Consider the following 12,461-nt stretch of genomic DNA (forward strand, 5'->3'; position numbering starts at 1 on the left):
CCCCTTAGACTGCACGCCTTGCCTGTATTGATTTAAGGATTGCAATGACTCCGCGTACCGCTTTGGGTGCCCTGCACATCGGTGCCTTGCTGTTTGGCCTGACGGGCGTATTCGGCAAGCTGGCGGCCGCTTCGGCTGCAATCATCGTCTTTGGCCGCGCCGCCTTTGCGGTTCTGGCCCTTGTCTGCTTCGCCGGTCTGGCCAAACGCAGCTGGTACACGCTGACCCTGCGCGATGCCCGCAACCTGCTGTTGAGCGGCTTACTGCTGGCCGGGCACTGGGTGAGTTTTTTTATCTCGGTCAAGATCGCCGGGGTGGCGATTGCAACCCTGGGCTTTGCCAGTTTCCCGGCATTCACGGTGATTCTCGAAGGGCTGATTTTTCGCGAACGCATTCGGCTCAACGAAATCATTCTGGTGGTACTGGTCAGCGTCGGACTGATCCTCGTCACCCCGAGTTTTGATCTGGCCAGCCAGGCGACCGAAGGGCTGCTGTGGTCGATCGCCTCGGGCCTGCTGTTCTCCCTGCTGTCACTGAACAACCGGGCCAACTCGGGCCGGGTACCCGCCGTGCAGGCGGCAATGTGGCAAAACGCGGTGGTCGCCTTGTGCCTGCTGCCATTTGCCGCCCCGCAGCTAAGCGATGTCCGACCGCTGGACTGGCTGTGGATCTGCCTGCTGGGCGTGCTGTGCACGGGCGTGGCTCACAGCCTGTTCGTCGCCAGCCTCGCCGTGATCAAGGCGCGCACTGCGGCCGTGGTCTTTGCCCTGGAACCGGTCTACGGAATCACCCTGGCCTGGCTGTTGTTCCACGAAACACCTTCGCTGCGCATGCTACTGGGCGGGCTGCTGATTATTGTCGCGATCGTGGTGTCGAGCCGCATGGCCGGCGGCCCCGCTCCAGGCAAGCCCGCGCTGGATGCCGCGGCTCACTGAACCCGGTCGTTGTGCCCAAGGTCGCGCTGCGGGTCGATCTGGTCGCGAACCCGCTGCTTGAGCACCTTGGCCTCGGGAAAGCCGCCATCGGCCTTGCGCTCCCAGATTTGCACGCCGTCGCAGGTGATGCGAAACACCCCGCCAGTACCAGGCTCCAGCGCGACCCGGCCAAGGTCTTCGGCAAAAGTACTGAGCAACTCTTGAGCCAGCCAGGCAGCACGCAGCAGCCACTGGCATTGGGTGCAGTAGGTGATGACAATTTCGGGTTTGTTCGACGGCATGATTTCAAAGGCTCTTGTAGGAAAGGCGCCGCTATAATAGCCGCCTTTGTCGCTTGCCCAGAGATTCATGATGCGCCGCCTGCTGAGCTGTTTACTCCTGTGTTTATGTCCCCTGGTGCTGTTTGCCGCCGAAGCGGGCAAGCCCAAAATCGGCCTGGTGCTGTCCGGAGGGGCGGCCCGCGGTCTGGCCCACGTCGGCGTACTCAAGGCCCTTGAAGAGCAAGGCATCCAGATCGATGCCATCGCGGGGACCAGCATGGGAGCGGTGATCGGCGGCCTGTATGCCTCGGGCTACAAGATCGATGAGCTGGAAAAGCTCGCGCTGGGTATCGACTGGCAAGAAGCCCTGTCAGATGCCCCGGCCCGCGAAGACGTACCGTTCCGGCGCAAGCAGGACGACCGTGACTTTCTGGTCAAACAGCAACTCAGTTTCCGTGATGATGGCAGTCTGGGTCTGCCATTGGGCGTGATTCAGGGCCAGAACCTGGCGTTACTGCTCGAAAGCCTGCTGGCCCACAGCAGCGACATCCGTGATTTCGACAAGCTGCCGATCCCGTTCCGCGCCGTCGCCACTGATATCGTCAATGGTGAAAAGGTGGTGTTTCGCAAAGGCCATCTACCCCAGGTGATCCGCGCCAGCATGTCGATCCCGGCGGTGTTCGCCCCGGTTGAGATCAACGGTCAACTGCTGGTTGACGGTGGCATGGTCGACAATATTCCCGTGGATGTGGCCCGCGAGATGGGCGTGGACATGGTCATCGTGGTGGATATCGGCACCCCCCTTCGCGGGCGCAAACAACTCAATACCGTGTTCGACATCCTCAATCAGTCCATCACCCTGATGACCCGCAGCAACTCCGAGATACAGCTTGCGTCACTCAAGCCCGATGACATCCTGATCCAGCCCGCACTGGCCAGTTATGGCGCCACTGATTTTGGTCGCTCTCAAGACATCATCAACGCCGGCTACCGCGCCACACAGATTCTCGAAAAACGCCTGGCCAGCTTGCGCCATGACTCCAGCACCCAGTTGGCCGAGGCCCGCTCCCCCGAAGAGCGCACCCCGGTCATTACCGCGATCAGGATCGAAAACGACTCTAAAATCGGCGACTCGGTGATCCGCTATTACATTCGCCAACCCATTGGCGAACCGCTGGACCTGGGCCGCCTGCAACGGGACATGGGCACGCTGTACGGGCTGGACTACTTCGATCAGGTGCAATACCGCGTGGTGCACAAGGGCAAGGATCGCACCCTGGTGATCAGCGCCCGCGGCAAACGCAGCGGCACCGACTATCTGCGCCTGGGACTGAACCTGTCTGACGATATGCGCGGCGACAGCGCATTCAATATCGGCGCCAGTTACCGCATCAACGGCATCAATACCCTGGGCGCAGAGTGGCTGACGCGGGTGCAGATTGGCGACAAGCAAGAGCTGTACAGCGAGTTTTACCAGCCGCTGGATGCGGGATCGCGCTACTTCGTTGCGCCCTACATCAACGCCCAGTCACAAAACGTGGAAGCCATCCTCGACAACGACCCCATTGCCGAATACCGACTTGAGCGTTACGGTTTTGGCCTCAATTTTGGTCGTCAAATCGGCAACAGCGGCGAGATCCGTCTGGGAGTGGGCGAGGCATGGGGCAAGGCCGACGTGCGAATTGGGGAACGTGACTTGCCAAGTACCAGCTTCAACGAAGGCTTCTACGACCTGAAATACTCCTTCGACTCTCTGGATAACGTGTACTTCCCCCATTCGGGTGAAGACATCAGCCTGAGCGTGCGCCAATTCGAACCGGGGCTTGGCTCGGATGAGCGTTATCGTCAGTGGGAGTTCAATCTGGACAAGGCCCTGAGTTCAGGGCCCGACACCTGGATTCTGGGCGGGCGCTACGGGCGCACGCTGGACAAGGCCAATGTGGTGACCTCCAGCTTCCTGCTGGGCGGAGCACGGCAATTGTCCGGGTTCAGGGAGGACGGGATCTCTGGGCAGAACATCAGCCTGATGCGGGCCGTGTACTATCGTCGCCTCACACCGCGCTCGTATTTGCCGTTTGATTTCCCGCTGTATGCCGGTGCCTCGCTGGAGCGCGGGCGCGCCTGGAACAACGACAACGAGTTCGACAGCGGCTATATCAATGCGGCGAGTATTTTTATCGGCTTCGACACACCGCTGGGCCCGCTGAACTTCAGCTATGGCTTTAACGATGATGACCAAAAGGCGTTGTATCTGAACCTGGGGCAGACGTTCTGAAAGCCCGCCCACAGAGAGCTGTAAACAGCACAGAACTTGTGGAAGCCGGGCTTGCCCGCGATTGCATCGACGCGGCCACCCGGATGCACCACGCCGCCTGCATCGCGAGCAAGCCCGCTCCCACAGGTCTACATCAGTTCTTCTCGAGGTTATCCAGAATGCGCTTGTGGACGCGCAGGCAAATGCGCTGCTCTTCTTCATCGATACCCACAAACAGCTCCTGGCGCAACGCCGTGGCGATGGCTTCGATCTGCTCGATCAACGGACGGGCAGAATCACTCAGGACGATTTTCTTGGCGCGACGGTCTTCAACCACCGAGTGACGCTGAACCAAGCCCTGGGCTTCAAGGCTGTCGAGCAAACGAGCAAGGGTCGGACCTTCAACGCCAACACTTTGGGCCAGTTCGCGCTGAGTCGGCGCTTCGTCAAAGCGGGCCAGATGCAAGAGCACCAGCCAACGCGCCTGGGACAACCCCAGACCGGCAAGACGACGATCCAGCTCGGCACGCCAGCCACGAGACATTTGGGCCAGTTGCATACCAAAACGGTGCTGATCGGTTAACGGCATAAAAAACTCGATGATTAGACTGAAAATAGAGTGAAGCTAATTATTAGTCAGCTAAGCATGCCGCTTGCTCATAGGCAAGAGGTGCAAGTCAATCAATCGTTACAAAATCAGCAACATGGTCACATTTCAAACTCAGATTGCAGCGCTGCACGTACGCAATACAGCACACCTTCCGGTACACGGCCCTTGAACTGCTCGGCGATGCTGGCCACGCTCGGCAATTCACCTTCACCATCCAGGAACGCATCCTGCACTTCTTCCATCAGGTCTTCAGGCAAGTCCAGCGCCTGTTCCAGCGAAAGCTCCTGACGACCAATGGCCTCGGCCAACATTGTGTAAACATTCTTTTCAGAACACTGCAATTGCCCGCTGATCTGCAACGGAGTCATGCCGGCCCGGGCCAGGCTGATCAGCTCGTGACGGATATCGGCCACCACTTTTGGCGTTTCGGCCTGCCCGCCCAGCACTTCGAGGAACGCCTCGCCGTAACGCTCCAGCTTGCGCGCGCCCACACCGCTGACCGTTGCCATCTCGGACAAGGAAGTCGGCTGGCTGCGCAACATTTCGAGCAGGGTTGAGTCGGGGAAGATGACGTAAGGCGGCACGCCGTGTTCTTCGGCCAACTTGCGCCGCAACGCACGCAGGGCTTCCCACTGCTCGCGCTCTTCGCCGCGCACCAATTGACTGGCCGGGCTGGCAGAACTGCTCTTGACCGAAGTTTGCGGCTTGAGCTCGCGACGCAGTTCCAGGGTCACTTCGCCACGCAGCAACGGGCGACAGGTGTCGCTCAACCGCAAGCCGCCATAGCCTTCAATATCAATGTCGGCCAGGCCACGGGCTACCAGCTGGCGGAACAGCGTGCGCCATTCGCCTTCGCTGCGGTCTTTGCCAACACCGAATACGGACAGGTGTTGATGACCCATGCTGCGGGTTTTTTCGTTTTCTCGACCCAGCAACACGTCGATCAAGTGCCCGGTGCCATAACGCTGGCCCGTACGATAAATCGTCGAAAGTGCCTGACGTGCAGGCTCGGTGGCATCCCAGGTTTGAACGCCATCCACGCAGTTATCGCAATGCCCGCAAGGCTGCGGCATGTCTTCATCAAAATACGCGAGCAGGGTCTGACGACGGCAGCGGGTTTCTTCGCACAACGACAGCATGGCATCGAGCTTGTGGTGCTCCAGACGCTTGTGTCGCTCATCGCCCTCGGAGTTTTGCAGCATTTGCTTGAGCATCACCACGTCTTGCAGACCGTAGGCCATCCAGGCATCAGCCGGCAGGCCATCACGCCCTGCCCGACCGGTTTCCTGGTAATAAGCTTCAAGGGACTTGGGCAAATCGAGGTGCGCGACAAAACGTACGTTGGATTTATCGATCCCCATGCCAAACGCGATGGTCGCCACCATGATCAGCCCCTCCTCGTTGAGGAAGCGCTTCTGGTTGGCGGCCCGGGTATCACTCGGCAAACCGGCGTGATACGGCAAGGCCGGGAAGCCCTGCTCGCACAGAAACTTCGCCACTTCATCGACCTTTTTGCGCGACAGGCAATACACGATGCCCGCGTCGCTGCGTCGCTCCGAGAGGAACGCCAGCAACTGCTTGCGCGGCTGCTCTTTAGGCACGATGCGATAAAAAATGTTGGGGCGGTCAAAACTCGACAGAAAGCGTTCGGCGTTCTGCAAATGCAGACGGGTAACGATTTCTTCGCGGGTGCGTTTGTCTGCCGTGGCGGTCAGGGCGATACGCGGCACATTGGGGAACACTTCGGCCAGCTGGCCCAGTTGCAGGTATTCCGGACGGAAATCGTGGCCCCACTGCGATACGCAGTGGGCTTCGTCAATGGCAAACAGGGCGATGTCCAGGCTCTGCAAAAACGCCATCATGCGCGGCTGTACCAGACGCTCGGGCGCCAGGTAGAGCATTTTGACCTCACCGCGCTTGATGCGGTTGGCCAGATCACGCTGCTGTTCGGCGCTGAGGGTCGAGTTCAGGGCCGCAGCCGCCACCCCGAGTTCTTCAAGGGTTGCCACCTGATCGTCCATCAGGGCGATCAACGGCGAAACCACCACGGCCAGGCCATCGCGCAACAATGCCGGTACCTGGAAGCACAGGGATTTGCCGCCGCCGGTAGGCATCAGCACCAAGGCGTCACCGCCACTGGCCACGCGCTCAATGATGTCACCCTGACGGCCACGGAAACTGTCGTAGCCGAAGATGTCTTTGAGTACGCGTTGAGCCTGTTCGAGCATAGAAACTCCAGAAATCGCCGAAACACCCCTGCGCCAGCGCGATCCGGCACGGCCGCAAACCTTGAAAAGGTTCGGGCACTGGCCACCGGTGCGCTACATTTGACGCAGGGCATCACAAAACGCGGCAGTATACCCGAGCACTCCCCCGCTGCGGGTTGTGTAATTGCAACACCGATAACCGGGAACTGATGGCAAATGTGCCCTGCGACTGGCTTGGAAGCTCAAGAAAGCCTAGAATTCACTATCGTTTATTTACTAGGTAGCACTTAATGTCCTTCGCTGAGCAACTAACCCGCCTGCAAGCCTTCCTCGACGCCGACGAGCTGCATGACGAGGCGCTGGACTACGTGGCCACCCACGGCTATCTGACTGCCCTGTCCATTTGCTCCGAAGAAGTTCCTGAGCGTGAGTGGATCGACGCAATCTTCTCCGAAGCCCCGCATTACAAAGACGACGCCCAGCGCGCCGAAATCGAAGGCACGCTGATCCAGCTCAAGGCTCACATCGCCCGCCAACTGGCGTCCGATGAAGAGTTCGAACTGCCATGCGACCTGGACCTGGGCGACGAGCCGGATGATTCCGACCTGCGCGGCTGGTGTGTAGGCTTCATGGAGGGCGTATTCATGCGCGAAGCCGCCTGGTTCGAAACCGCTGAAGAAGAAGTCAGCGAAATGCTGCTGCCAATCATGGTGGGTTCGGGCCTGTTCGATGATCAGCCTGAGTTCGAAGACATCGCCAAGGATGCCAACCTGATGGACGACATGATCGTCCAGATCCCGGAAGCGCTGACTGCCCTGTACCTGCTGTGCCAGGCGCCGGACGAAAAGCCTGCGATCCTCAAGCCACGTCACCACTGATTCAGTGACACCTCCCGATTTCGGCAACCGTTCGCGGTTGCTGCGCCACGTTCTGTTTGCCATCGGCTGGCTGAGCGTGGCATTGGGAGTGATCGGCATCTTCCTCCCTGTCCTGCCCACAACGCCCTTTCTGCTACTGGCTGCCGCGTGCTTTGCCCGCAGCTCGCCGCGCTTTTATCACTGGCTGGTCGAACACCCTCGACTCGGACCGTGGATCCGCGACTACCTTGATGGCAACGGCATCCCGCTCAAAGGCAAGGTCTACGCCATCGGCCTGATGTGGTTGAGTATCGGCGTGTCGTGTTATCTGGTGCCTTTACCCTGGGCACGGGGGTTCATGCTGACCAGCGCGGTGCTGGTGAGCATTTACATCCTGCGTCAAAAAACCCTCGAAAAACCCTGAAACCTTTGTGGGAGCGGGCTTGCTCGCGATCGCATCAACCCTGCCTCCCTGACATACCCCGCCGCCTGCATCGCGAGCAAGCCCGCTCCCACACGTTACGACTTGTCCCCGTGATTTTTCAGATAGGTTTCAGCGCCCATTGCTTCGATCTGCCCTTCGATCAACACCTCGAACGGGCGCAGCAACGACACAAACGACATGGGCGGCTCCAGGATCTCCAGCGCCTGCACGATGGCTTCCAGGGTCGACAAGGCGCCCGGCCCCGGCGCTTTGCGCAGTCGGTAGCGCGACACCGCACCTTCGGGCAGCGTGACCCGTGGCAACTGTGCCAGCAGAGGGTTGAGGTGCAACAACTTGCGGGCCTTGCGCCACGTTCCGTCCGGCACTACCAGCAGTAATGGCAGGCTTTCGCCTGGCGCAGTGCTCGCCTGGAGCAACTGTGCATCATCCCCCGGGAACAACAACCGCGCCTGATACCCCGGCGGGTTGAGCAACCTGTCCAGATCCTCAAACACTTCGCCCACCAGCAACTCGGCATTGATCAAACCCAGCGCCGCCAGCCGTGCAGTGTTCAGCGCATGATTGACCTCGCTCGGATGCTGTAACAGCAACACACGGGTGCGACTGTCGAGGTGTGGAATCAAGTCGCACAAACAGTGCGACTGCGGGCGCAAGCAGCGAGGGCATTGGGCGCGTGACATGGGAATAAAGCTCTCGTTCAAGGTTGATTAAGCTGTGCTTTAAGCAGGTCGCGGAAGGTTTGAATCAGCGGCTCTCGGCTGCGACCACGGCGCACGATCATCGAAAACGGCGCCTGATAGCCAAAGGTCGCGGGGAGCAGCACCCGCAAGTCGCCCTTCTCCACCCAGGGCTCTGCGTAGTGCTCGGGCAAATAACCAATGTAAGCCCCCGAAAGCACCAGGATCAGCTGTGCTTCCATGCTGTCGACCGTCGCCGCGCTGTGCTTGAAGCCGTGACGCGCCAGTTCGGCCTGACTCCAATAGCCGCGCCCCACCATCCTCTGCTGAGTAATCACCGGCTCGGGAATGCGCCGCTCGCTGAACAGGGGGTGCCGTGTGCTGCAGTACAACCAGTGCTGCTCACGATAAAGGGGCTGGTAGACAAGCCCGCTCATGCGCGTCGAAAACGCACCGATGGCCAGATCAAGGCGGTTATCTTGCACGCCAAGCTGCAATTCGTAGGGGCTCATCACCGACAAATGCAGATGCACCGCCGGGTGCTCCTGGCTATAGGCGCCAATGGCCTCGGCAAAGGGCAAGGCCTTGTCGCTGACCGTGGAGTCGATAACCCCCAGGTTCAAAGTGCCGCGCAACTCACCCTTGAGTGCTGCGGCGTACTGTTCAAAACCTTCCAGCTCACCCAACAGGCGCAGAGTTTCCTGGTGAAACAGCTCGCCCTTGCTGGTAAGGCTGAACCCGCCGCGCCCGCGATGGCACAGCACAAGGCCCAGACTGGCTTCGAGCTGGCTCATATAGGTGCTGATGGCCGAGGTCGAGAGGTTTAGCGCCTGTTGCGCATTGGCAAACCCCTGGTGCCTGACCACGCTGGCAAATATTCGTAATAGTTTCAGATCGGGTAACGCGCTGGCCATCAATCACTCACTTGCCACGTTGGGAGCGGGCTTGCTCACCATACAGGCGACGTTGAGAGCCAGAGTCTACCGCCATTAGTTTAGAAAAACCTGAACTAAGTATTTGCCCACAGCGATTCTTCCCGCCTCGCGCCTTTCGCAGAATCGAACGCCATAACCACAACAAACGACGAGGCCTTACCCGTGGACAAAATTCTTCATCAACCACTGGGCGGCAATGAAATGCCGCGCTTCGCCGGCATCGCCACCATGCTGCGCCTGCCCCACCTGCCATCGGCCAAGGGCCTGGACGCGGCCTTTGTCGGCGTGCCCCTGGATATCGGCACCTCGCTGCGCCCCGGCACCCGTTTCGGTCCTCGGGAAATCCGCGCCGAATCGGTGATGATCCGCCCTTACAACATGGCCACCGGCGCCGCGCCGTTCGACTCGCTGTCCGTGGCCGATATTGGCGATGTGGCGATCAACACCTTCAATCTGCTGGATGCGGTGCGCATCATCGAAGCGTCCTACGACGAAATCCTTGAGCACGATGTCATCCCCCTGACCCTGGGTGGCGACCACACCATTACCCTGCCGATTTTGCGGGCGATGCACAAAAAACACGGCAAGGTCGGGCTGGTGCATATCGATGCCCACGCCGATGTGAACGACCATATGTTCGGCGAGAAAATCGCCCACGGCACGACCTTCCGTCGCGCCGTTGAAGAAGGCCTGCTGGACTGTGACCGCGTGGTTCAGATCGGCCTGCGCGCCCAGGGCTATACCGCCGAAGACTTCAACTGGAGCCGCAACCAGGGCTTTCGCGTCGTGCAGGCCGAAGAGTGCTGGCACAAGTCCCTGGAGCCCCTGATGGCACAGGTGCGCGAAAAAGTCGGCAACGGCCCGGTCTACCTCAGCTTTGATATCGACGGCATCGACCCGGCCTGGGCTCCCGGCACCGGCACTCCGGAAATCGGCGGCCTGACCACCATTCAGGCGATTGAAATCATCCGCGGCTGCCAAGGCCTCGACCTGGTCGGCTGCGACCTGGTAGAAGTCTCGCCGCCCTACGACACCACCGGCAACACCTCGTTACTGGGCGCCAACCTGCTGTACGAAATGCTCTGCGTGCTGCCCGGCGTTGTACATCGATAAGGACATCCTTGCGGTGCCATCAAGCCTTGCGCTTTACGGCACCAAGCCACCGTGCCTGCTGCATCCATAAAAAAAATAATCGGAGATTCGCCATCATGGCTTTAGATCTACTGGTCGTCCTTATCTACGCTGCGGCAATGCTGGTGCTGGGTTACTACGGCATGCGCAAGGCCAAGACCCACGAAGACTATCTGGTCGCAGGCCGCAACCTGGGCCCGACCCTCTACATGGGCACCATGGCCGCGACGGTACTGGGCGGGGCTTCTACCGTCGGCACCGTGCGCCTGGGGTATGTGCACGGGATTTCAGGCTTCTGGCTGTGTGCCGCACTGGGTTGCGGGATCATCGCGCTGAACCTGTTCCTGGCCAAGCCGTTGCTCAAGCTGAAAATATTCACCGTGACCCAGGTACTGGAGAAGCGCTACAACCCGATGGCCCGCCAGGCCAGCGCGGTGATCATGCTGGCCTACGCGCTGATGATTGGCGTGACCTCGATTCTGGCCATAGGCACCGTACTGGAAGTCCTGTTCGATCTTCCTTTCTGGATTTCCGTACTGCTGGGCGGCGGCGTGGTGGTGATTTACTCGACCATTGGCGGCATGTGGTCGCTGACCCTGACAGATATCGTGCAATTTGCGATCAAGACCATCGGCCTGATGTTCGTGCTGCTGCCGATCTGCCTGTACCGCGTCGGCGGCTGGGACGAACTGGTCAGCAAGCTGCCCGTACCGAACTTCAGCTTCACCAGCATCGGCTGGGACACGATCATCACTTACTTCATGATCTACTTCTTCGGCATCCTGATCGGCCAGGACATCTGGCAGCGTGTGTTTACCGCCAAAACGGCCCGGGTGGCGAAGTACGCAGGGACATTCGCAGGCCTGTATTGCATCCTCTACGGCCTGACGTGCGCGCTGATCGGCATGGCCGCACACGTGCTGCTACCGGACCTGGACAACGTCAACAACGCTTTCGCCGCCATCGTGAAAGTCTCGCTGCCAGACGGTATTCGCGGCCTGGTGATCGCTGCGGCCCTGGCGGCCATGATGTCGACCGCCAGCGCTGGCTTGCTGGCAGCCTCCACAGTACTGACCGAGGATCTGCTGCCAAGGCTGCGTGGCGGCAAGCAATCGAGCCTCAATATCAACCGCTTGTTTACCTTGCTGACAGGCTTTGCCGTACTGGGCATCGCCCTGGTGGTCTCTGATGTCATCAGCGCCCTCACCCTGGCTTACAACCTGCTGGTCGGCGGCATGCTGGTGCCATTGATCGGGGCGATTTTCTGGAAGCGGGCCACCACTGCGGGCGCCATCACCAGCATGAGCCTGGGGTTTGTCACGGCACTGGGGTTCATGCTCAAGGATGGCCTGGAAGCCAACACGCCCATTTATTACAGCCTGGGCGTGGCGCTGATCAGCTTTGTTGTGGTTAGCCTGATGGATCGACGCCCTGCTTCGGTGGTGAGCGCCGCCTGATAAACCCTTTGTTCGACGGGTACGACGTGACAGGTCGTACCCGTTTTCCTCTTTCATACACCCCCGAATACCAATACCCCGCCCATACATCGCCTTATCTCTGCCAGCCCATCAATGAGTCCAACTACACTTGAAAAGCGGCCACATGGGATGTCGCCGCACACCTTCAAGCAACGTGCAACTCACTAAATGGACTTAACACATGACCCACTCAAACAACTCTCTGGCCACCGCTGTCATGGCTTGCACCCTGGCGCTAACCGGCGTCAACGCTCAAGCCGACGTCACCACATTGACATTCGAAGTCGTCAATAACACTTCGGGAGCACTCAAGCTCAACCGTTCAAGCTGGGAGCTTTCACTGGCCGCCCCCGGCTTCTTTGATGTGGACCCGTATGGCGAGCATTCCTTTGAAGCGAACTATCAGACCAACTTCGGGTACCCGCGAAAAACCCCTGCAACACTGCGCGAAGTCATTTCATATGCCAATGGCAATCGGGAATGCACCTTTACCACGGCGCTGAGAGTTACCCAGTCATTCGGCGTATTCAAGCCGACACTGAGCGCTACGCGGTCAGCCAGCGCAACCTCTACAGGCATGGACGATGTGAAATGTGAAGCGCGGGTAACGGAGAAAACAGACGAAGCGCCGCTCAATTACAGCGTGCGCTTCACCATGGGCTGAAAAACCCT

General features: G+C 59.6%; 12 protein-coding genes. 7 read left to right on the forward strand and 5 right to left on the reverse strand.

The window, feature by feature from the left end; all coding sequences use genetic code 11:
- Positions 1–44 precede the first annotated feature (44 nt).
- Positions 45–935: a DMT family transporter gene (locus VSQ83_RS16150; protein WP_133079005.1), complete on the forward strand. Its 891-nt coding sequence runs from the start codon at positions 45–47 to the stop codon at positions 933–935.
- On the opposite strand, the gene VSQ83_RS16155 is transcribed toward VSQ83_RS16150, so the two are convergent.
- Positions 929–1,216, reverse strand: a complete 288-nt coding sequence (locus VSQ83_RS16155; RefSeq protein ID WP_133079029.1) for a SelT/SelW/SelH family protein — start codon at positions 1,214–1,216, stop codon at positions 929–931. The two genes, VSQ83_RS16150 and VSQ83_RS16155, sit on opposite strands and share 7 nt — an antisense overlap.
- A gap of 70 nt (positions 1,217–1,286) precedes the next feature.
- Between VSQ83_RS16155 and VSQ83_RS16160 the strand changes: the two genes are divergently transcribed.
- Positions 1,287–3,470 carry a patatin-like phospholipase family protein gene (locus tag VSQ83_RS16160; protein ID WP_133079004.1) on the forward strand — a complete coding sequence of 728 codons (2,184 nt, stop codon included), beginning with the start codon at positions 1,287–1,289 and terminating at the stop codon, positions 3,468–3,470.
- A 133-nt stretch (positions 3,471–3,603) separates the two neighbouring features.
- Here the strand turns inward: VSQ83_RS16160 and VSQ83_RS16165 are convergent, their stop codons facing one another.
- Together VSQ83_RS16165 and recQ are read right to left on the reverse strand one after the other, a co-directional pair.
- Positions 3,604–4,038 (reverse strand): MarR family transcriptional regulator, encoded by a 435-nt coding sequence (locus tag VSQ83_RS16165; RefSeq protein WP_133079003.1) that lies wholly within the window; start codon positions 4,036–4,038, stop codon positions 3,604–3,606.
- 119 nt (positions 4,039–4,157) lie between these two features.
- Positions 4,158–6,287: a DNA helicase RecQ gene (gene recQ, locus VSQ83_RS16170; RefSeq protein ID WP_133079002.1), complete on the reverse strand. Its 2,130-nt coding sequence runs from the start codon at positions 6,285–6,287 to the stop codon at positions 4,158–4,160.
- 269 nt (positions 6,288–6,556) lie between these two features.
- Between recQ and VSQ83_RS16175 the strand changes: the two genes are divergently transcribed.
- Together VSQ83_RS16175 and VSQ83_RS16180 are read left to right on the forward strand one after the other, a co-directional pair.
- Positions 6,557–7,144 carry a UPF0149 family protein gene (locus VSQ83_RS16175; RefSeq protein WP_095002653.1) on the forward strand — a complete coding sequence of 196 codons (588 nt, stop codon included), beginning with the start codon at positions 6,557–6,559 and terminating at the stop codon, positions 7,142–7,144.
- A 4-nt stretch (positions 7,145–7,148) separates the two neighbouring features.
- Positions 7,149–7,547 carry a YbaN family protein gene (locus VSQ83_RS16180; protein ID WP_219262953.1) on the forward strand — a complete coding sequence of 133 codons (399 nt, stop codon included), beginning with the start codon at positions 7,149–7,151 and terminating at the stop codon, positions 7,545–7,547.
- Between the two features lie 95 nt (positions 7,548–7,642).
- On the opposite strand, the gene VSQ83_RS16185 is transcribed toward VSQ83_RS16180, so the two are convergent.
- Together VSQ83_RS16185 and VSQ83_RS16190 are read right to left on the reverse strand one after the other, a co-directional pair.
- Complete coding sequence (locus VSQ83_RS16185; RefSeq protein ID WP_133079001.1) at positions 7,643–8,248, reverse strand: tRNA-uridine aminocarboxypropyltransferase; 606 nt, start codon at positions 8,246–8,248, stop codon at positions 7,643–7,645.
- A 17-nt stretch (positions 8,249–8,265) separates the two neighbouring features.
- Positions 8,266–9,159: a LysR family transcriptional regulator gene (locus VSQ83_RS16190; RefSeq protein WP_219262951.1), complete on the reverse strand. Its 894-nt coding sequence runs from the start codon at positions 9,157–9,159 to the stop codon at positions 8,266–8,268.
- 183 nt (positions 9,160–9,342) lie between these two features.
- Between VSQ83_RS16190 and speB the strand changes: the two genes are divergently transcribed.
- The 3 genes from speB to VSQ83_RS16205 all read left to right on the forward strand — a co-directional run bounded on the left by speB (position 9,343) and on the right by VSQ83_RS16205 (position 12,453).
- Positions 9,343–10,293: an agmatinase gene (gene speB, locus VSQ83_RS16195; RefSeq protein ID WP_219262950.1), complete on the forward strand. Its 951-nt coding sequence runs from the start codon at positions 9,343–9,345 to the stop codon at positions 10,291–10,293.
- A gap of 95 nt (positions 10,294–10,388) precedes the next feature.
- Positions 10,389–11,768 (forward strand): sodium:solute symporter, encoded by a 1,380-nt coding sequence (locus VSQ83_RS16200; protein WP_326427202.1) that lies wholly within the window; start codon positions 10,389–10,391, stop codon positions 11,766–11,768.
- A 202-nt stretch (positions 11,769–11,970) separates the two neighbouring features.
- Positions 11,971–12,453, forward strand: a complete 483-nt coding sequence (locus VSQ83_RS16205; protein ID WP_326427203.1) for a hypothetical protein — start codon at positions 11,971–11,973, stop codon at positions 12,451–12,453.
- Positions 12,454–12,461 lie beyond the last annotated feature (8 nt).

Source organism: Pseudomonas sp. DSV-1, assembly GCF_035830915.1.
Lineage (GTDB): Bacteria > Pseudomonadota > Gammaproteobacteria > Pseudomonadales > Pseudomonadaceae > Aquipseudomonas.